The sequence below is a fragment of the Aminobacter carboxidus genome, assembly GCF_014863355.1.
In the GTDB taxonomy this organism is placed as follows: domain Bacteria; phylum Pseudomonadota; class Alphaproteobacteria; order Rhizobiales; family Rhizobiaceae; genus Aminobacter; species Aminobacter carboxidus.
The window spans coordinates 346,693-365,518 of record NZ_JACZEP010000002.1; the positions used below are offsets into that span (position 1 = coordinate 346,693).

At 64.1% G+C, this 18,826-nt stretch carries 20 protein-coding genes; 12 read left to right on the forward strand and 8 right to left on the reverse strand.

What is annotated here, in order from left to right:
- Positions 1-7: 7 nt before the first annotated feature.
- Together zapE and IHE39_RS09300 are read right to left on the reverse strand one after the other, a co-directional pair.
- The gene (gene zapE / locus IHE39_RS09295; RefSeq protein WP_192566279.1) at positions 8-1,189 is read right to left on the reverse strand and encodes a cell division protein ZapE; all 1,182 of its coding nucleotides are present in this window, start codon (positions 1,187-1,189) and stop codon (positions 8-10) included.
- A 135-nt stretch (positions 1,190-1,324) separates the two neighbouring features.
- Positions 1,325-1,870: a protease inhibitor Inh/omp19 family protein gene (locus tag IHE39_RS09300; protein ID WP_184768247.1), complete on the reverse strand. Its 546-nt coding sequence runs from the start codon at positions 1,868-1,870 to the stop codon at positions 1,325-1,327.
- A 220-nt stretch (positions 1,871-2,090) separates the two neighbouring features.
- On the opposite strand from IHE39_RS09300, the gene dapF reads away from it, so the two are divergent.
- From dapF to IHE39_RS09335, 8 genes are all read left to right on the forward strand, one after another.
- Positions 2,091-2,975, forward strand: a complete 885-nt coding sequence (gene dapF, locus IHE39_RS09305) for a diaminopimelate epimerase (protein ID WP_192566280.1) — start codon at positions 2,091-2,093, stop codon at positions 2,973-2,975.
- On the forward strand, positions 2,975-4,258 hold the full coding sequence (gene mtaB / locus IHE39_RS09310; RefSeq protein WP_192566281.1) for a tRNA (N(6)-L-threonylcarbamoyladenosine(37)-C(2))-methylthiotransferase MtaB: 1,284 nt from the start codon (positions 2,975-2,977) through the stop codon (positions 4,256-4,258). Before dapF ends, mtaB begins: the two co-directional genes overlap by 1 nt.
- A gap of 13 nt (positions 4,259-4,271) precedes the next feature.
- Positions 4,272-6,026, forward strand: coding sequence for a signal recognition particle-docking protein FtsY (gene ftsY, locus IHE39_RS09315; protein ID WP_192566282.1), 1,755 nt, complete (start codon positions 4,272-4,274; stop codon positions 6,024-6,026).
- A gap of 3 nt (positions 6,027-6,029) precedes the next feature.
- Positions 6,030-6,683: a septation protein A gene (locus tag IHE39_RS09320; RefSeq protein ID WP_184768243.1), complete on the forward strand. Its 654-nt coding sequence runs from the start codon at positions 6,030-6,032 to the stop codon at positions 6,681-6,683.
- An 8-nt stretch (positions 6,684-6,691) separates the two neighbouring features.
- Positions 6,692-7,306, forward strand: a complete 615-nt coding sequence (locus tag IHE39_RS09325; RefSeq protein WP_192566283.1) for a pyridoxamine 5'-phosphate oxidase family protein — start codon at positions 6,692-6,694, stop codon at positions 7,304-7,306.
- A 38-nt stretch (positions 7,307-7,344) separates the two neighbouring features.
- Positions 7,345-7,566, forward strand: a complete 222-nt coding sequence (locus tag IHE39_RS30600) for an NADPH-dependent FMN reductase (RefSeq protein WP_246485437.1) — start codon at positions 7,345-7,347, stop codon at positions 7,564-7,566.
- Positions 7,567-7,575: 9 nt separating this feature from the next.
- The gene (locus IHE39_RS30605) at positions 7,576-7,896 is read left to right on the forward strand and encodes an NADPH-dependent FMN reductase (RefSeq protein WP_343070074.1); all 321 of its coding nucleotides are present in this window, start codon (positions 7,576-7,578) and stop codon (positions 7,894-7,896) included.
- Positions 7,897-8,028: 132 nt separating this feature from the next.
- A complete protein-coding gene (locus tag IHE39_RS09335; RefSeq protein WP_184768241.1) occupies positions 8,029-8,196 on the forward strand; it encodes a hypothetical protein in 168 nt (55 codons plus the stop codon).
- Positions 8,197-8,324: 128 nt separating this feature from the next.
- Here IHE39_RS09335 and IHE39_RS09340 read toward each other — a convergent pair whose 3' ends face one another.
- The 5 genes from IHE39_RS09340 to ccmA form a co-directional block, all read right to left on the reverse strand.
- On the reverse strand, positions 8,325-9,218 hold the full coding sequence (locus IHE39_RS09340) for a bile acid:sodium symporter family protein (RefSeq protein WP_192566284.1): 894 nt from the start codon (positions 9,216-9,218) through the stop codon (positions 8,325-8,327).
- Between the two features lie 124 nt (positions 9,219-9,342).
- The gene (locus IHE39_RS09345; RefSeq protein WP_184768239.1) at positions 9,343-9,918 is read right to left on the reverse strand and encodes a DsbE family thiol:disulfide interchange protein; all 576 of its coding nucleotides are present in this window, start codon (positions 9,916-9,918) and stop codon (positions 9,343-9,345) included.
- Positions 9,915-10,079 (reverse strand): heme exporter protein CcmD, encoded by a 165-nt coding sequence (ccmD, locus tag IHE39_RS09350; RefSeq protein WP_192566285.1) that lies wholly within the window; start codon positions 10,077-10,079, stop codon positions 9,915-9,917. Before ccmD ends, IHE39_RS09345 begins: the two co-directional genes overlap by 4 nt.
- A gap of 120 nt (positions 10,080-10,199) precedes the next feature.
- The gene (gene ccmB, locus IHE39_RS09355; RefSeq protein WP_184768237.1) at positions 10,200-10,865 is read right to left on the reverse strand and encodes a heme exporter protein CcmB; all 666 of its coding nucleotides are present in this window, start codon (positions 10,863-10,865) and stop codon (positions 10,200-10,202) included.
- Positions 10,866-11,084: 219 nt separating this feature from the next.
- Entirely contained in the window at positions 11,085-11,696 is a 612-nt protein-coding gene (ccmA, locus tag IHE39_RS09360; RefSeq protein ID WP_192566286.1) for a heme ABC exporter ATP-binding protein CcmA, read from the reverse strand.
- A 284-nt stretch (positions 11,697-11,980) separates the two neighbouring features.
- Between ccmA and acnA the strand changes: the two genes are divergently transcribed.
- Entirely contained in the window at positions 11,981-14,671 is a 2,691-nt protein-coding gene (gene acnA / locus IHE39_RS09365; protein ID WP_192566287.1) for an aconitate hydratase AcnA, read from the forward strand.
- 472 nt (positions 14,672-15,143) lie between these two features.
- A complete protein-coding gene (locus IHE39_RS09370; protein WP_184768234.1) occupies positions 15,144-15,821 on the forward strand; it encodes an outer membrane protein in 678 nt (225 codons plus the stop codon).
- A gap of 152 nt (positions 15,822-15,973) precedes the next feature.
- Here IHE39_RS09370 and IHE39_RS09375 read toward each other — a convergent pair whose 3' ends face one another.
- Positions 15,974-16,417 carry a GNAT family N-acetyltransferase gene (locus IHE39_RS09375; protein WP_192566288.1) on the reverse strand — a complete coding sequence of 148 codons (444 nt, stop codon included), beginning with the start codon at positions 16,415-16,417 and terminating at the stop codon, positions 15,974-15,976.
- Between the two features lie 229 nt (positions 16,418-16,646).
- On the opposite strand from IHE39_RS09375, the gene mdh reads away from it, so the two are divergent.
- Positions 16,647-17,615 (forward strand): malate dehydrogenase, encoded by a 969-nt coding sequence (gene mdh / locus IHE39_RS09380; protein WP_192566289.1) that lies wholly within the window; start codon positions 16,647-16,649, stop codon positions 17,613-17,615.
- A gap of 12 nt (positions 17,616-17,627) precedes the next feature.
- Complete coding sequence (sucC, locus tag IHE39_RS09385; protein ID WP_192566290.1) at positions 17,628-18,824, forward strand: ADP-forming succinate--CoA ligase subunit beta; 1,197 nt, start codon at positions 17,628-17,630, stop codon at positions 18,822-18,824.
- Positions 18,825-18,826: the final 2 nt, after the last annotated feature.

The window sequence follows — 18,826 nt, forward strand, 5'->3', positions numbered from 1 at the left end:
TGTCCGCTTAGGCAGATACCGCCGGCTCGGGGTGCTTTTCGGCCCAGCCGTCGAGCCATTCGGCTCCCTGCATCTCGATCAGCCGCGACGACGTCCGGTCGAACTCGAAAGCCTCGTGGCCGCGCTTGGCGACATAGAGCTTGTCGGGTGTGGCCGCAGCACTGATCACCAGCCTGATGTGCTGATCGTAGAGCGTGTCGACCAAAAGGATGAAGCGCTTGGCCTCGTTGCGGTTGGCTTCTGCCAGGACGGGCACATGGTCGACGAAGATGGTCTTGTAGTGCGCGGTGATCGCGAGATAGTCGCGCGCGGCAAGCGGCTTTTCGCACAGATCGGCGAAGCTGAAGCGCGCGCAGCCGGCGATAGCGGCCGGCACGGCGACCTTGCGGCCCTTGACCGCGACAGTGGCCGGTTCAGCGGCGGCGCCGTGGGTCACCTTTGCCCAGGCCTTGTCCATCGCCTTGTCGGCAGCCTCGCCCAGCGGGCTGATGTAAACCGGCACGCGGTCGAGCTTTTCCAGCCGGTAATCGGTGTCGGCATCGAGATTGAGCACCGCGGTGTTCTGCTCGAGCATGCCGATGAACGGCAAGAACAGCTGGCGGTTGAGGCCGTCGCGATAGAGATCACGGGGCGCGACGTTGGAGGTGGCGACGAGCACGACGCCGAGCGCAAACAGCGCCGAAAACAGCCGGGACAGGATCATCGCATCGGCGATGTCGGTGACCGAGAATTCGTCGAAGCACAGCACCCAGGCTTCTTCGGCCAGTGCCGCCGCCACCGGCGGGATCGGGTCGTCGTCGCGCGAGGTGCCGTTCTTGCGTGCTGCCCGCTGTTTCTGGATGCGGTCGTGCACATCGGCCATGAAATCGTTGAAGTGGACGCGGCGCTTGTGCTTTACCGGCACCAGCTCGAAGAACATGTCCATCAGCATGGTCTTGCCACGGCCGACGCCGCCATGAACGTAAAGGCCCTTCACCGGCTCGCGCTGCGGCTTGCGTTTAGCAAACAGCCAGCCGAGCGCGCTCGACTTGCGCGCCAGCCTCTTGTCGGAAATCTCGTCGATCAGCCTGTCGAGCGCGGCCACGATGACAAGCTGCGCCGGATCGCGGCGAATGCTGCCCAGCTCGACCAGATGGTCGTAGCGCTGCCTGACGGTCACATGGGTCTGGAGGCCGTCACGCAGGTGCATGGCTCACTCTGGCACGAACAAGAACGTCTGATGTGCTTTGCCGCGCGTCCGGTCGGACGCGCGAAGGCCACAACAACAGCTGAACCCTATGCATGATCCTGTTCCGAAAATCGAATCCGATCTTCGGCGTCATGCCTAGCGGTTGAGCGAGATCGGCAGGCCGTTGGAGGTCTGGCCGTCGAAGCGGCCTTCGCCCGAGGAATAGAGCCTGGCCAGCGGCGAACCGGCTTCATCGAACAGGGTCAGCTGCTTGCCGGCGACGTTCCACGACTTGACGCCGTCGATCGGAGCCGGGCAACGCAGCGGGCCGGCGCGGAAGCCCTGGCCGAACTTGGTCTGCGGCGTCGCCACCTTGCAGCTCTGGCCGGAAACCGATGCACTCCACACGCCAGCCACGCTGGTTGCGGTAATGTCGGGTGCGTTGGCGGCGGCAGCGCCACCGTCGGCGGGCAGGGCCGCGACCTGGGTCTGCTGCGGGGCAGCCGGGAATTGCGAGGCGCCGGCGGCGGCACCTGGCGCCGAGGGCGGTGGCAACTGGCCGCTGGTCACCGTGCCGGCAGGTGCCGCGGGCAGCGGGGCCGGCTGGGTGTCCATCGACGAAAGGCGCGTGCTGTTACAGCCGGCAGCCGCCAGAAGCGCCACCAGCGATGCGGCCAGCAGGCCGGTTTTCGAAAAAGCCATTGCATTCCCTCCGTGGGGCAGTTCTGGGGGCGCCCCCGCGCGATCGACAGTTCGCCTCTAAAGCGGCGAAGTTGGCAGAATTTCAACCTGATATGGTTAAAATAGGGTTTGCATCTGAAATTGTTGCAAAATTGTCTCAATAAGCCTGCGTGCCGCGAGACTGGTAATTCGACGATGTTTCCGCCATATAGGCCCCAAACAGCCGCGAGACTTACCGACCATGGCCATTGAGGCCCCTTTCGCCAAGATGAACGGGCTCGGCAACGACATTATCGTTGCCGACATGCGCGGCCGTGCCGACCGCGTCACGCCGGCCGCGGCGCTTGCGCTGGCGGCCGATCCGGCGACAAAGTTCGACCAGATCATGGCGATCCATGATCCGCGCACGCCGGGCACGGTCAACTATATCGAGATCATCAATTCCGACGGCACCCACGCCCAGGCCTGTGGCAATGGCACGCGCTGCGTCGTGCAGGCGCTGGCCGCCGAGACCGGGCAGAAAATATTCACCTTCGAGACTGTCGCCGGCATCCTCAACGCCGAAGAGCATGAGGACGGCCTGATCTCAGTCGACATGGGCATGCCGCGCTTCGGCTGGCAGGATATTCCGCTGGCCGAGGAGTTCCGCGACACGCGCGCCATCGAGCTGCAGATCGGGCCGATCGACGCGCCGGTGCTGCACTCGCCTTCGGTCGCCTCGATGGGCAATCCGCACGCCATCTTCTGGGTCGATGAGGACGTCTGGTCCTACGACCTCGACCGTTTCGGCCCGCTGCTGGAAAACCATCCGATCTTTCCCGAGCGCGCCAACATCTCGATCGCCCAGGTGACGTCGCGCGAGTCGCTGAACCTGCGCACCTGGGAGCGCGGTGCTGGCCTGACGCTGGCCTGCGGCTCGGCGACCTGTGCCGCGGCCGTCTCCGCCGCCCGCACCGGCCGCACTGGCCGCACCGTCACGGTCACCGTGCCGAGCGGTGGGGTGCTCAAGATCGACTGGCGCGCCGACGACCACGTCGTCATGACCGGCCCGGCCGAATGGGAATTCTCGGGCAGCTTCGATCCGGCCAGCGGCACGTGGCGCCGCGAGCAGCAGGACGTCGCCTGATGGCGGTCGATGTCGTCACCTTCGGCTGCCGCCTCAACACCTACGAATCCGAGGTGATGAAGCGCGAGGCCAAGGCCGCCGGGCTCGACGAGCTCAAGGGCGGCGCCGTGATCTTCAACACCTGCGCGGTAACAAGCGAAGCCGTGCGCCAGGCCAAGCAGTCGATCCGCAAGGCGCGGCGCGAGAACCCCGACGCGCGCATCATCGTTACCGGATGTGCCGCGCAGACCGATCCGGCCGCCTTCACCGATATGACGGAAGTCGATCTCGTGCTCGGCAACGAGGAAAAGCTCAAGGCGCACAATTACCGGGCGCTGCCCGACTTCGGCGTCAACGATTTCGAAAAGGCCCGCGTCAACGACATCTTTTCGGTGCGCGAGACGGCCGGCCATCTGGTCGACGCCATCGAGGGCAGGGCGCGTGCCTTCGTCCAGGTGCAGAACGGCTGCGACCATCGCTGCACCTTCTGCATCATCCCTTATGGCCGGGGCAATTCGCGTTCGGTGCCGATGGGTGCGGTTGTCGAGCAGATCAAGCGCCTGGCCGGCAACGGTTATGCCGAGGTCGTGCTGTCGGGCGTCGACATGACCAGCTATGGCGCCGATCTTCCCGGTGCGCCGCGCCTGGGCAAGCTGGTCAAGACCATCCTGCGCCAGGTGCCGGATGTGCGTCGCCTGCGTCTTTCCTCGATCGATTCGATCGAGGCCGACGAGGACCTGCTCGAAGCGGTCGCTACCGATACGCGGTTGATGCCGCATCTGCATCTGTCGCTGCAGTCGGGCGACGACATGATCCTGAAGCGCATGAAGCGAAGGCACCTGCGCGACCAGTCGATCCAGTTCTGCACTGACGTGCGCAAGCTGCGCCCCGACATCGTCTTCGGCGCCGACATCATCGCCGGCTTCCCGACCGAGACCGACGAGATGTTCGAGAACTCGATCCGTATCGTCGAGGAGTGCGGGCTGACCCATCTCCACGTCTTCCCGTTTTCCCCCCGCGAAGGCACGCCCGCTGCGCGCATGCCGCAGGTTCGCCGCGACATCGTCAAGCAGCGTGCCGCACGCCTGCGCGGCACTGGTGATGCCGCCTACAAGCGCCACCTCGAAAGCCTCAAGGGCTCGCGCCAGCAGGTGCTTGTCGAGCGCGAGGGGCTCGGGCGGACGGAAGGCTTTACGCTGGTTGCGCTCGATCAGGGTGCTGCGGGCGAAATCATAGAGGTCGACATCGCCGGGCATGACGGCGAGCGGCTGACAGCGGCACCGGCCGCCGCGCGCGCGGCCTGACGAAAGCGACCGCATGGCATTCGGGTTCATCAAGAAAGTCTTTTCCTTCGGCAGGAAGGAAGCCGTCGAGCAGCCGGCCGAGGACGAGGTCCTGCCGCCGCTGAACTTTGATGCGCTGGAAGCGCTCAAGCCGGCCGAGGAAATCCCGGTTGCTGCGGAAGCGCCTGCTGTCGCCGATGCGCCTGCCGCGCCCGTCGAGGAGCCGAAGCCGGAACCTGCACCGGTAATACCGCCCGCGCCACCGGTCGTTCCCGAGCCCAAGCCAGCCGAGCAACCGGCGCCGGTCGAGCCCACACCGCAGCCCGTACCGCAGGAAGAGCCAAAGCCCGAGCCCGTACCGGACGTTCCGGTGCCCGAGCCGGAGCAGCCTGCCGAGCGGCCGACGCCTGCGCCAAGCCCTGTTGAGCCCGAACCCGCGCCAGCAGAAGCTCCGGTCCCGGCGACGGAGCCGTCGACGCCCGAACTGCCCGAGGAAATCCCCGCCCAGCCGGTGCCCGCGGCGCCGGAGCCGGCGATGCGCGCCCCTGAAACGGAGCCGGTTGTCGAAGAACCCGTCGTCGAAGCGCTGCAGCCGGCAGAGCCTGTGGCTGAGGCACGTCCTGTCGACCCTGTCATCGAGGAACCTGCGCCAGCCGAAGTGGCTGAGCCTGTAGCAACAGCGGTCGAGGCAGAGCAGCCGGTTGCCGCGCTGCGCGAAACCGTTTCCGAGCCTGCAGCTGTCGTACCCGCTCCCGTGGAGCCCGTGCAGCCAGCACCTGCACCGGAGCCAAAGCCGTCCGCCGGCAAGGTCACCGTCCAGAAGAAGGTCGAGCAGAAGGCCGAGGTCGTGGAAGTGGCGGCGCCTGCGCCGCGGCAAAGCTGGTTCCAGCGCCTGCGCCAGGGCCTGTCGCGCTCGTCCAAGGAGCTGTCGGGCAACATCGCCGGCATCTTCACCAAGCGGAAGCTCGACGAAGACACGCTGCAGGACCTCGAGGACGTGCTGATCCGTGCCGATCTCGGCGTCGAAACCGCCTTGCGCGTCACCGACGCGCTGGCTGCCAGCCGCTACGGCAAGGATGTGTCGGACCACGAGGTCCGCTCGATCATGGCGGTCGAAGTCGAGAAGGTGCTGAAGCCGGTGGCGCTGCCGCTCGAGCTCGACCTGTCGCACAAGCCGCATGTCATCCTGGTTGTCGGCGTCAACGGCACCGGCAAGACCACGACCATCGGCAAGCTGGCGGCCAAGCTGACCGAAGGCGGGCTGTCGGTCATGCTGGCTGCCGGCGACACCTTCCGCGCCGCGGCGATCGAGCAGCTCAAGATCTGGGGCGAACGCACGAATTCTCCCGTCATCGCGACCAAGCTCGGCGCCGACGCCGCCGGCCTTGCCTATGACGCCTTCGAAAAGGCCAAGGAGGCCGGCTCGGACGTGTTGATCATCGACACGGCCGGGCGCCTGCAGAACAAGACCGAGCTGATGGCCGAGCTGGAGAAGATCGTGCGCGTGCTCGGCAAGCTCGACCCCGAGGCGCCGCACACCGTGCTGCAGACGGTCGACGCCACCACCGGCCAGAACGCGCTCAACCAGGTCGAGATCTTCCGCAACATCGCCGGCGTCAACGGCCTGGTGATGACAAAGCTCGATGGCACGGCGCGCGGCGGTATTTTGGTCGCAATCGCCGCCAAACATAAACTGCCGGTCTATTTCATCGGCGTCGGCGAACAGGTCGACGATCTCGAACCTTTTTCGGCAAGCGATTTCGCCAAGGCGATCGCAGGAGTCGCCTGACCTATGAATGCACCGATCCTCGAACGCGATCCCTCGGACCCGACAACCAAGAAGGAAGACGTCAGCCCGCTGCTCAAGCTGGTGCTGGAACTCGGGCCGCTGGTCGTGTTCTTCTTCGCCAATGCGCGCGGCGAATGGCTGGCGCAGAAGTTTCCAGCACTGGCCGAACTCGGCGGGCCGATTTTCATCGCCACCGGCCTGTTCATGGCGGCAACCGCTGCAGCCCTGATCGCATCGTGGCTGCTGACCCGCTCGCTGCCGATCATGCCGCTGGTCTCGGGCGTGGTGGTCTTCGTCTTCGGCGCACTGACGCTCTATCTGCAGGACGACGTCTTCATCAAGATGAAGCCGACGATCGTCAACACGCTGTTCGGCGCGATCCTGCTTGGCGGCCTGTGGTTCGGCAAGTCGCTGCTCGGTTATGTCTTTGCCTCGGCTTTTCGCCTCGATGCCGAAGGCTGGCGCAAGCTGACCTTCCGTTGGGGCCTGTTCTTCCTGTTTCTTGCCGTGGTCAATGAGGTTGTTTGGCGGTCATTTTCGACCGATACCTGGGTGGCGTTCAAAGTCTGGGGCATCATGCCGATAACCTTGCTCTTCACTTTCAGCCAGATGCCGCTCATCATGCGCCATTCGCTGGACGACCATTCGTCGAAATAGGGGGCATCATGGAGTTCATCACCGACCGCGAGGCGCTGCGCCAGCATTACCGGGCGCCGGGCGATGGCGCGGTGAAGAAGGAACTTCGCCGCCTCGACGAACACGCCAAAAGTTTCCTGGCGCGCAGCCCGTTCGTGCTCGTGGGCTCGTCCGACGACAAGGGCAATGCCGATGTCACGCCCAAGGGCGACAAGCCGGGCTTCGTTGCCGTGCTCGACGACAGCACCATCGCCATTCCCGACCGACCCGGCAACAACCGGCTCGACACGCTCGAGAACGTCCTGGTCAACCCGGCTGTCGGTCTGTTGTTCCTCATACCCGGCATGAATGAGACCTTGCGCATCAATGGCGAGGCGCGCCTTACCGCCGACCCGGCCTTGCGCGAAAAGCTCGCCGCCGAGGGCAAGCTGCCTGTTACCGTCATGGTCGTTGCCATCAAGGCGGTCTACATGCACTGCGCCAAGGCGTTCATGCGTTCCGAGCTGTGGGCGCCAGCCACCTGGCCCGATCGCGGCAGCCTGCCGACGCTCGGACAGATCCTGCGCGACCATCTGGCGCTGGCCGAAAATGCCGACGCGCTCGACCGTTCGCTCGACGAGGCCTACCGCAAGACCATGTGGTAACGTGCGCCGGACACGATTCGTCCGGTGGTCCCCTTGCTTTGATCGACATCCTTGCCATTTCAGGCAGCCTGCGCGCCGTCTCCTCCAACCGGGCGCTTATTGCTGCCTTGGCGCGCAACACGCCACCGGGTTGCCGTGTCAGCGTCTATGACGGTCTTGGCCGCCTACCGATTTTCAATCCCGATGACGAGTACGGGCCCGATGACCAGGGCGGGCGCACGCCACGCGAGGCGACAGCGCTCATCGACGCCATTACGTGAGCCGATGGTGTGATCGTCTCTTGTCCCGAATACGCCCATGGTGTGCCGGGCGGACTGAAGAATGCGCTGGACTGGCTGGTTTCACGTGATGCCGCCGTCGGCAAACCCGCCATGCAGGTACATGCCTCGCCGCGATCGCAATTTGCCCGTGCCGCCCTTGCCGAGATCATGAAGACAATGTCCTTCGACCTTTTCGATGGACCAGACCTGACCATCACGCTGCTGGGCAAAACGCCCCAGGAGATGGATGATATCCTCGCGGATGCCGTGAACATCGCATCGATGCGGAACACGCTGTCGGCGTTTTCCAGCTTTGTTAGCGCTTGTTAACCCGTTATGCGTGCCGCGCATTGCTGCGATGCAGCATCTTATTTTGCGGCGCAGCAGTTCCTATGTCATCATCAGATTGATCAGGGAGGTCAGTTTTCGCCGCATCTTGCGGCGCGATGAAAGGAACCTGCCATGTTTTTTGACAACCTTCTGAGCCGTGCCCGCGAAAGCGCTTCCAAGCGCAAGCACTACAAGCGCCTCGTCGCCGAGATCGACGGCTTCTCCGGCCGCGACCTGGCCGATATGCGCGCCGACCGCAGCGAGATGCTGTACCAGGCATACAAGCACGTCTACGGCTAAGACCTAGCCGCTATATATCAGGCCGGCCGGTATCTGACCGGCCGTTGCGACAAGGCGCGAGGGCACCCCAAGGGCATGCCGCAAGCGCCTTTTCTGTTGGCGGCGTCGCTGAAGCTGTCTGCTTCGGCTCAGTGCGCCGGCGTTGTCGCCGCCGCCGCGCGGGCATGCGACCGCTTCAGCCAATAACCGAAGATCGCCGCGGTGATGAAGGCGATCAGCCCGTAGATCGCTGCCGGAACCGCCATCGTCGCGTTGTTCAGCAACAGCGGGCTGAGTGCGATGGCGATCGCCAGCGTGCCATTGTGGATGCCGATCTCCATGCCGATCGCGGTTGCCTGGCGCTTTTCGACGCCAGCGGCGCGCGGGACAAAATAGCCGACGCCGAGGCTGACGAGGTTGAAGGCAAGTGCAGCGAGGCCGACGATCGGGCCCCAGGCCTTGAGCGTTTCCCACTCCTGGACAAGTGCCACGGCAACCACCGCAAACAAGAACAGCATCGAAAAGATCTTCACTGGTCGCGCCATGCGGTCGGCGAAGGCCGGGAAGCGGCTGCGCAGCCACATGCCGATCAGCACAGGCCCGAGCACGATGACGAACACCTGCACCACCTTGGCGAATTGCAGCGGAATCGCCTGGTCGCCCGACATGAAATGCGCCAGCGACCAGTTGACGATCAGCGGCAGCGTGAGGATCGACAGCGCCGAATTGATCGCCGTCAGCGTGATGTTCAACGCCACGTCGCCATCGGCCAGATGGCTGTAGAGATTGGCCGAGGTGCCGCCCGGGCTTGCCGCGAGCAGCATCATGCCCACCGCCAGCGCCGGCTCGAGGCCGAAGACATAGACGATGCCCAGGCAGGCCAGCGGCAGGATGACGGTCTGGCAGAGCAATGCGACGAGCACCGCCTTGGGTTTTTGCAGAACGTTGCGGAAATCCTCTGTCGTCAGCGACAGGCCAAGGCCGAGCATGATGACGCCGAGCGCCAGCGGCAGAAATATGATGAGCGCGGAACTGTCTTGCATTTACGCCTCCCCGACAGCCGCTTGCCGCGCCGTTGCGGCGTGCCTCTCCCCAGCGGCTGTATGAAAACGTAGTGCAAATCCAGACGATTCGCACCTGTCGCGAAAGGTCGGTCATATCAGGCGATTATTGTGCGGCGAGCGCCTTTTCGATCGCCGGCATCAGCGTGGCGGTGACCGCCTCCGGCGACAATGGCCCGACATGCTTGAAGGCGACCTTGCCGTCCTTGCCGACGAGGAACGTCTCGGGCACGCCATAGACGCCCCAGTCGATCGCGGTGCGGCCATTCTGGTCGACGCCGACGGCCTTGAACGGATTGCCGAGATCGCCGAGGAAGCGGCGGGCATTCTCCGGCTTGTCCTTGTAGTTCAGCCCAGCGATCGAGAAACGCTGGTCCTTGGACAGTTCGAGCAGCACCGGGTGCTCTTCGCGGCACGGCGCGCACCACGATGCCCAGACATTGACCAGGGTCACCTTGCCGGTGAACTCGGCCGAGTTGAGACCGGGCAACGAGAGGCCTTCGAGCGGCGGCAATTCGGTCTTGGGTGCGGTCTGGCCAATCAGCGCCGATGGAACGGCGGTCAGGTCGCGGCCGGACAGCAACTGCACCAGGAACAGGCCGGCGAGCGCCAGGAAAATCAGCAGCGGCAGCAGGACGAAGATCCTGCGCGGCCGCGCCGGCTTCTGGCTTTCGAAGCTCATGCCTTTGCCTTGTCCGAGCGACGGCGGTGACCGGCGGCTTCGAGCTCGGCCATTTCGCGCTTGCGGGCGCGCTGGTCAGCGAGGATCCAGAGGATCAGCCCGGCGATCGCAAGCGCTGAGATGCCATAGGCGGCGGTGACATAGAGGGCGTGCGCGCTCATCGGGCACCCTGGCAAGACTTGGTCATGTCGCTGTTTCCGAGCATTCTCTTCACTTAACGGCGGGCCAGCGGCGATGCAATCGGACGCCGCGCCGCACCGTGGCGGTTGAAGTGATCGTGATCAGTCGGTGCCCGAGCGCAAGGCGACCGCCGCCGCCAGCGGGCCGATGACGGCGAGAAACATGGTCAGCGCGCACAGAATCAGGAACGGCGGGGTGAACGGGTCGGGATCGTTGACCGCGCCATAGCTTGCTGTGACGCCGAAGATCAGCACGGGGATGACCAGCGGCAGCACCAGAACCGAGATCAGCAGGCCGCCGCGCGGCAGGGCGACGGTGACGGCGGCGCCTGCGGCGCCGATGAAGACGATGGCCGGCGTACCGACGAGCAAGGTGAGTGCGGTAGCTGCGATGCCGACAGGCTCCATGTTCATGAACAGGCCAAGCAACGGGGCGGCGATAACCAGCGGCAGCACGCTCGCGGTCCAGTGCGCCAGGCATTTGATCAGCACCGTCAGCGCCAGCATGTGCCGGTCGGCATTGAGTAGCAGCAGGTCGAGCGAGCCGTCCTCGCGGTCGGCCTGGAACAGTCGGTCGAGGCCGAGCAGGCTGGCGAGCAGTGCGCCGATCCACAGTATCGCCGGACCGATGCGGGCGAGCAGGTTGAGGTCGGGGCCGACACCGAAGGGGATGGTGACGATGACGGCGAGGAAAAACAGTACGCCCGTCAAGGCGCCACCGCCGGCGCGGACGCCCATTCTGAGATCGCGGAGGTAGAGGGCTAGCATGGATGCCCTCCATAGATGTGCGCGGAGAAATGGTGTTCCTGCCCACCCCCCTCTGTCCTGCCGGACATCTCCCCCGCAAGGGGGGAGATTGGCAGCTTCAGCCTCGCCGGAACTCCTGCAGAGTTGTCGATTGGCAACGACCGGCCCACAGTGTGATCTCCCCCCCTGCGGGGGAGATGTCCGGCAAGACAGAGGGGGGTGCGAAAGAGCGCAGTGCTTTCAGACATACACCCGCCCCATCTCCAGCGTCTTCACGCCCTGCAGCCCGAGCGGCAAATGCGTTGCGGCGACGACGATTCCGCCGGCGGCACAATGGTCCTGCATCAACGCTGCGAAACGCGCATCCGATGCCTTGTCGAGGCCAGATGTCGGCTCGTCGAGCAACCAGACCGGGCGATGGCTGATGAGCAGCTTGGCGATGGCGGCGCGGCGCTTCTGGCCGGTCGAGAGATAGCCGAAGGGCAGGTGGCCAAGGCCGCCGAGGCCGACCTCTTCGAGTGCGTCCGAGACGCCGAGCTGGCCGTCGCCAGCGAAGTCGCGCCAGAACTCGAGGTTCTCCTGCACGGTCAGGGCCGACTTCATCGCGTTCAGGTGGCCGAGATAGTGACAGGCCGAGGCAACCGTCGGAAACGCCTCGCTGTCGCCCTCGAAAGCGATTCGTCCGTGGCTGTGCGGCAGGAGCCCTGCGATGACGCGCAGCAAGGTCGACTTGCCCGAGCCGTTGGGGCCGGTGACGACAAGTGCCTCGCCGTCAGCAAGCACGAAGCCGATGCCGTCGAAAACCGCCTCGCCACCACGTTCCCCGCTGAGATTTTCGGCGATAAGCCGCATTCTTCCCCCGTCGCCGAGACCATGTCGCTGCCGCTTTGCTTCGCAGCAAAATAGGCGAATCTCCGTCTAGAACTATTCCAATAAATTCTCTATATGCCACTCGACCATGCCAGCGGTCGGCATGGAAACAGAATTTGCGCCGAACCAGCGCACGCGCCGCCTTGAACGGCTCGGGTTGCTTGGGACCGGACAGCGGAAATGGCCGTACCCGCACCTTTGCGCGTGATTGCATGCCCATCGGAGTCCGTTCCCTTTCAGGTTGAACAGACAAGGATGGATCGCACGTGTCCAAATCACTCGACAGTTTCAATTGCCGCCGCACCCTTACCGCGGCAGGTACCGACTATGTCTATTACAGCCTCATCGAGGCCGAGAAGAACGGCCTGACCGGCATCTCGCAGCTGCCCTATTCGATGAAGGTGCTGCTGGAAAACCTGCTGCGCAACGAAGACGGCCGCACCGTCACCAAGGAAGCCATCCAGGCAGTTGCCGGCTGGCTGACCGACAAGGGCACGGCCGGCGTCGAGATCGCCTACCGCCCGGCGCGCGTGCTGATGCAGGACTTCACCGGCGTTCCCGCCGTCGTCGACCTGGCAGCGATGCGTGACGGCCTTGCCTCGCTTGGCGGCGATCCGCAGAAGATCAACCCGCTGGTGCCGGTCGACCTGGTCATCGATCACTCGGTCATCGTCGACGAATTCGGCACCCCGCTGGCCTTTGCCCGCAACGTCGAGCTCGAATATGAGCGCAACGAAGAGCGCTACAAGTTCCTGAAGTGGGGCCAGCAGGCGTTCCGCAACTTCCGCGTCGTGCCGCCCGGCACCGGCATCTGCCATCAGGTCAACCTCGAATACCTCGCCCAGACCGTGTGGACGAACACCGAAGACGGCGAAACCACCGCTTATCCCGACACCTGCGTCGGCACCGACTCGCACACCACCATGGTCAACGGCCTGGGCGTGCTCGGCTGGGGCGTCGGCGGCATCGAGGCGGAAGCCGCGATGCTCGGCCAGCCGGTTTCCATGCTTTTGCCCGAGGTCATCGGTTTCCGCCTGACCGGCAAGCTCAGGGAAGGCGTCACTGCCACCGACCTGGTGCTGACCGTCACCCAGATGCTGCGCAAGAAGGGCGTCGTCGGCAAGTTCGTCGAATTCTTTGGCCCCGGCCTTTCCAACATGACGCTGGCCGACCGCGCCACCATCGGCAACATGGCGCCGGAATATGGTGCGACCTGCGGCTTCTTCCCGGTCGATGTGGAAACCATCCGCTACCTCAACATGTCAGGCCGCGCTGAAAACCGCATCGCGCTCGTTGAGGAATACTCCAAGGCGCAGGGCATGTGGCGCGACACCTCGTCGGCCGATCCAGTCTTCACCGACCTGCTCGAGCTCGACATGGAAACGGTTGTCCCGTCGATGGCCGGCCCGAAGCGTCCGGAAGGCCGCATCCCGCTCGAAGGCATCGCCTCGGGCTTCGCGACCGCTCTGGAAGCCGAGTACAAGAAGACCGTCGACACCGCCAAGCGCTACGCCGTCGAAGGCGAAAACTTCGATCTCGGCCATGGCGACGTGGTGATCGCGGCGATCACGTCCTGCACCAACACCTCGAACCCGAGCGTGCTGATCGGTGCCGGCCTTCTGGCTCGCAACGCCAACCGCATCGGCCTCAAGCAGAAGCCGTGGGTCAAGACCTCGCTGGCGCCTGGTTCGCAGGTGGTGGCCGAGTATCTCGAAAAGGCCGGCCTGCAGAAGGAGCTCGACCAGATCGGCTTCAACCTCGTCGGCTTCGGCTGCACGACCTGCATCGGCAACTCCGGCCCGCTGCCGGCGCCGATCTCCAAGACCATCAACGACAAGGGCCTGATCGGTGCGGCCGTGCTTTCGGGCAACCGCAACTTCGAAGGCCGCGTCTCGCCCGACGTGCAGGCCAACTACCTGGCTTCGCCGCCACTGGTCGTTGCCTATGCGCTCGCCGGTTCGGTGACCAAGGACCTGACATCAGAGCCGCTCGGTGAAGACCGCGACGGCAACCCGGTATTCCTCAGGGATATCTGGCCGACCAATGTCGAGATCGACCAGTTCATCGCCGAAAACGTCACCCGCGAGCTGTTTGCCCGCAAATATGCCGACGTCTTCAAGGGCGATGAGAACTGGCAGAACGTCCAGGCGCCGGAAGGCCAGACCTATGCCTGGGACGACAAGTCGACCTATGTGCAGAACCCGCCCTACTTCGTCGGCATGGGCTCGAAGCCGGGCCAGATCGGCAAGATCGAGGGCGCGCGCGTGCTTGGCCTGTTCGGCGACAAGATCACCACCGACCACATCTCGCCGGCCGGTTCGATCAAGGCGGCTTCGCCTGCCGGCAAGTACCTGACCGACAACGGCGTCGGCGTTGCCGACTTCAACCAGTACGGCACGCGTCGTGGCAACCACGAGGTGATGATGCGCGGCACCTTCGCCAACATCCGCATCCGCAACCACATGCTCGGCGAAAACGGCCGCGAGGGTGGCTACACCTTCCACTACCCCAGCAAGGAAGAGCTGCCGATCTATGACGCCGCGATGCAGTACCGCAGCGAAGGCGTGCCGTTGGTGATCTTTGCCGGCGTCGAGTACGGCAACGGCTCGTCGCGCGACTGGGCTGCCAAGGGCACCAACCTGCTCGGCGTTCGCGCCGTCATCGCCCAGTCGTTTGAGCGCATCCACCGCTCGAACCTGGTCGGCATGGGCGTCATCCCGTTCACCTTCGAGGAAGGCACGTCGTGGAAGACGCTCGGCCTCAAGGGCGACGAGCAGGTGACGATCGACGGCCTCGAGACGATCAAGCCGCGTCAGAAGATGGTCGCCAAGATCACCTTCGCCGACGGTTCGGTGAAGGACGTTCCGATCCTGTGCCGCATCGATACGCTTGACGAGCTCGACTACTACAAGAATGGCGGCATCCTGCAGTACGTGCTGCGCGACCTCGCCGCATAAGTTCGACGCACGATTCATGTGAAACAAACCGCCGGGGCGAAAGCTCCGGCGGTTTTTCTTGTTGGGGCACGCCTGGCCATGCCCCGTTTCCGGTTTGGCCATTGCTCGTGAAAGCTTCGGGAAGCGGGGCGCGGCACTCGTCAGGCAAATTTCGCGACGCTTAAAGATAGCCAATCGTGGCAGCGCCGAAAAATGCGAAGACGTGGAAACTCCATCCCCACTCACTTAACCGCTATGGCAAGGCGATCATTCAGCCGAACCAGCCGAGCGGAAGGCAGCCGCTGCGGAGTCTAGGCTCGGGCGGCCAACGCGGAAGCGGGTGCGGTTGGCAGCCACCGAACGCCAGTCGATGCCATCAACGGCACGTCGAAATACGCCATCTGCCGTATTGTCCGGACGGCTGTTGCCGGGACATCTGCCGACCTGAAGGACCCCGTTGTCGCGGGTCGAAATCGACGAAGGAGCAGGTTCGATGAGGTTGATGACGCTTGGGGCAGCTTGGCTGCTTGCCGTGTCCACCGGTGCGGCGGTGGGTGCGGATGCCACACCGGCGCAGCCGGCCGAGGGTTTCATCTGGACCGGCGGCTATGTCGGCGTCCAAGCCGGCCATCTCTGGGGCAATGGGCGGACTTCGGCTGAAACCGGCTGGACGAGCAAGCCGGATGTCGCTGGCTGGCTTGGCGGCGTTTATGCGGGCTACTATCATCAGCTGGCAAACCAGGTCGTGATCGGTATCGAAGCCGACCTTGCCTGGAGCAATGCCGATGGTTTCGGGCAGGCGTATGATGGATCAGGCACGCCCTTGCCACCACCGGTCATTGGCGATGTGTACGAGCTCAACTGGTCGGGTGCGGCGCGCCTGAAGCTGGGTTACGCGATGGATCGCCTGCTGCCTTACATCGCTGGCGGCGTCGCGTTCGCTGACGTCAATGTCCACGCCATCGACGATGGCATCAGGATCAGCCCGATCGTTGGCGACACGATGGTGGGATGGACACTCGGTGCCGGTGTCGAATACGCATTCACCGACAATCTGATCGGCCGCGTCGAGTACCGCTACACCGACTTCGGCGATTTCGACCTGTCGTCGTTTGCGACGGCGGAGCTTACGACGCACGACGTTCGTTTGGGCCTCGCCTACAAGTTCTGAGCATTGGCACCTACGCCAACCCAAGCCCCGGCCTTGCGCCGGGCTTTTTGTTTGATCAGGGATGCTTGAGGGGCAGGCAGCCTGCGTGCCGGAAATGCCGTGCTGCGGAAAAGCTCTCCACGTCAGGTCGAGTGATCCGGCGAGGCGCGACCTCAAGCGTCGTCGCGCAGGTCGTAGACATACATGACGAATGTCTCCGCCGGTTCAACCGGCTCCTTGCGTCGTTCATAGAGGGCTCGGGCGGGGATGTTGTCGAGTTCGGTGCCGAGCCATGCTTCCTCGCAACCGGCCTCGCGGCCGGCGGCGAACAGCGCGTCCATCAGCCGGTTGGCGATGCCGCGGCGATGCCAGGCCGGCGAGACGCCGAGCTCGTCGACATAAAGCTCGGTCGGCTTGTCCAAATGGCGGTGGATCATGCCGGCGGCCTGCGCCACAACCTGGCCATCATCGAGGGCGACGAAGAGCAGGTGGCCTGGCGAGGCGAGGCAGGCCTTCAGGCGGGCGTCATCTACCGGCTCGTCGAAGACGTCGTCGGCGACATTGTCGAGCAGGTGTTCGTCGACCGGCCGGAGCCTACGGATTTCGATGGGCGGCATCGCGGTCTTCACCTTTTCTTCGTAAAGGCGTCACAAAACTTTGACGTTTACGTAAATCCCGTTGTTTCTAACCGATTGAAAAAGTTGAGGTCAAAATAATCGGTTGAATTTTTTTGGCCACGGAGCTATTGCGAGCCGCTATTTCTGGCTGCATTTCCGCGGCCTCTCTGGCCCAAACCTACTCCACCCCGCCGCCACGGCGTCGTTACAGGCAAAGGGAAATTCCTTCATGGCACGCAACAAGATAGCCCTCATCGGCTCCGGCATGATTGGCGGTACGCTCGCCCATATGATCGGCCTCAAGGACCTCGGCGACGTGGTCATGTTCGATATTGCCGAAGGCATCCCGCAGGGTAAAGGCCTCGATATCGCCCAGTCCTCGACCGTCGACGGCTTCGACTCGCGCTACACCGGCGTCAACGACTATGCCGGCATCGAGGGTGCCGATGTCTGCATCGTCACCGCCGGCGTGCCACGCAAGCCCGGCATGAGCCGCGACGACCTGCTCGGCATCAACCTCAAGGTCATGGAACAGGTCGGCGCCGGCATCAAGAAGTATGCCCCCAAGGCCTTCGTCATCTGCATCACCAACCCGCTCGACGCCATGGTGTGGGCGCTGCAGAAGTTCTCGGGCCTGCCCAAGAGCCACGTCGTCGGCATGGCCGGCGTGCTCGACTCGGCACGCTTCCGCTACTTCCTGTCGGAAGAGTTCAAGGTTTCGGTCGAAGACGTCAGCGCCATGACGCTGGGCGGCCACGGCGACGACATGGTGCCGATGGTGCGCTATTCGACGGTTGCCGGCATTCCGCTGCCGGACCTGATCAAGATGGGCTGGACCAGCCAGGACAAGCTCGACGCCATTGTCGAGCGCACCCGCAAGGGTGGCGGCGAGATCGTCGGCCTGCTCAAGACCGGCTCGGCCTACTACGCGCCGGCCTCGTCGGCGATCCAGATGGCCGAGGCCTATCTCAAGGACAAGAAGCGCGTGCTGCCTTGCGCGACGCACCTGTCGGGCCAGTATGGCGTCAAGGACATGTATGTCGGCGTGCCCGTGGTGATCGGCGCCGGCGGCGTCGAGCGCATCATCGAGCTCGACTTCAACAAGGCCGAGCAGAAGATGTTCGAAAAGTCGGTCGACGCGGTGAAGGGCCTGTGCGAGGCCTGCGTCGCGATCGCGCCGAACCTCGCCAAGAAGTAAGGGACAACGCGCATGAACATCCACGAATATCAGGGCAAGCAATTGCTCAAGGGTTTCGGTGCTCCCGTCGCTGACGGCGTGCCGGTGTTCAAGATCGAGGAAGCGGAAGCAGCCGCCAAGGCGCTGCCGGGTCCGCTCTACGTCGTGAAGAGCCAGATCCACGCCGGCGGCCGCGGCAAGGGCAAGTTCAAGGAGCTGCCCGCCGACGCCAAGGGCGGCGTGCGTCTCGCCAAGTCGGTCGACGAAGTCGTGGCGTTTGCCAAGGAAATGCTCGGCAACACGCTGGTGACCAAGCAGACCGGCCCGGCCGGCAAGCAGGTCAACCGCCTCTACATCGAAGATGGCGCCGACATCGACCGCGAGCTGTACCTGTCGATCCTCGTCGACCGCTCGGTCGGCCGCGTTGCCTTCGTGGTTTCGACCGAAGGCGGCATGGACATCGAGGCCGTTGCCCACGACACGCCGGAAAAGATCATCACGGTTGCCATCGACCCGGAAAAGGGCGTCACCGCTGACGACCTCAAGGCGCTGAACGGCGCGCTGAAGCTTTCGGGCGAGGCGGCCAAGGACGGCGAGAGCCTGTTTCCGATCCTCTATAAGGCGTTTGTCGACAAGGACATGAGCCTGCTCGAGGTCAACCCGCTGATCGTCATGAAGGACGGCCGCCTGCGCGTGCTCGACGCCAAGGTGTCGTTCGACAACAACGCGCTGTTCCGCCACGCCGACGTGCTCGAGCTGCGCGACACCACCGAAGAAGACGCCAAGGAAATCGAGGCGTCGAAGTATGACCTCGCTTACGTGGCGCTCGACGGCAACATCGGCTGCATGGTCAACGGTGCCGGCCTCGCCATGGCGACGATGGACATCATCAAGCTCTACGGTGCCGAGCCCGCCAACTTCCTCGACGTCGGCGGCGGCGCTTCGAAGGAGAAGGTGACGGCGGCGTTCAAGATCATCACCGCCGATCCGGCCGTGAAGGGCATCCTGATCAACATCTTCGGCGGCATCATGAAGTGCGACATCATCGCCGAAGGCGTGATCGCTGCCGTCAAGGAAGTCGGGCTCAAGGTTCCGCTGGTGGTTCGCCTCGAAGGCACCAATGCGGAACTCGGCAAGAAGATCATCAACGAGAGCGGGCTGAACGTCGTTTCCGCCGACGACCTCGACGACGCGGCGAAGAAGATCGTCGCTGCGGTGAAGGGAAACTGAGC

Bases quoted from the DNA above. Each gene is read 5' to 3' on its own strand.
- IHE39_RS09375 (WP_192566288.1), bottom strand. From the start codon at position 16,417: ATGCCGCCCATCGAAATCCGTAGGCTCCGGCCGGTCGACGAACACCTG.
- mdh (WP_192566289.1), top strand. From the start codon at position 16,647: ATGGCACGCAACAAGATAGCCCTCATCGGCTCCGGCATGATTGGCGGT.
- ccmB (WP_184768237.1), bottom strand. From the start codon at position 10,865: ATGCTAGCCCTCTACCTCCGCGATCTCAGAATGGGCGTCCGCGCCGGC.
- IHE39_RS09300 (WP_184768247.1), bottom strand. From the start codon at position 1,870: ATGGCTTTTTCGAAAACCGGCCTGCTGGCCGCATCGCTGGTGGCGCTT.
- IHE39_RS09340 (WP_192566284.1), bottom strand. From the start codon at position 9,218: ATGCAAGACAGTTCCGCGCTCATCATATTTCTGCCGCTGGCGCTCGGC.
- mtaB (WP_192566281.1), top strand. From the start codon at position 2,975: ATGGCGGTCGATGTCGTCACCTTCGGCTGCCGCCTCAACACCTACGAA.
- IHE39_RS09320 (WP_184768243.1), top strand. From the start codon at position 6,030: ATGAATGCACCGATCCTCGAACGCGATCCCTCGGACCCGACAACCAAG.
- IHE39_RS09335 (WP_184768241.1), top strand. From the start codon at position 8,029: ATGTTTTTTGACAACCTTCTGAGCCGTGCCCGCGAAAGCGCTTCCAAG.
- ftsY (WP_192566282.1), top strand. From the start codon at position 4,272: ATGGCATTCGGGTTCATCAAGAAAGTCTTTTCCTTCGGCAGGAAGGAA.
- dapF (WP_192566280.1), top strand. From the start codon at position 2,091: ATGGCCATTGAGGCCCCTTTCGCCAAGATGAACGGGCTCGGCAACGAC.
- ccmD (WP_192566285.1), bottom strand. From the start codon at position 10,079: ATGAGCGCGCACGCCCTCTATGTCACCGCCGCCTATGGCATCTCAGCG.
- IHE39_RS09370 (WP_184768234.1), top strand. From the start codon at position 15,144: ATGAGGTTGATGACGCTTGGGGCAGCTTGGCTGCTTGCCGTGTCCACC.
- zapE (WP_192566279.1), bottom strand. From the start codon at position 1,189: ATGCACCTGCGTGACGGCCTCCAGACCCATGTGACCGTCAGGCAGCGC.
- IHE39_RS09325 (WP_192566283.1), top strand. From the start codon at position 6,692: ATGGAGTTCATCACCGACCGCGAGGCGCTGCGCCAGCATTACCGGGCG.
- IHE39_RS09345 (WP_184768239.1), bottom strand. From the start codon at position 9,918: ATGAGCTTCGAAAGCCAGAAGCCGGCGCGGCCGCGCAGGATCTTCGTC.
- sucC (WP_192566290.1), top strand. From the start codon at position 17,628: ATGAACATCCACGAATATCAGGGCAAGCAATTGCTCAAGGGTTTCGGT.
- ccmA (WP_192566286.1), bottom strand. From the start codon at position 11,696: ATGCGGCTTATCGCCGAAAATCTCAGCGGGGAACGTGGTGGCGAGGCG.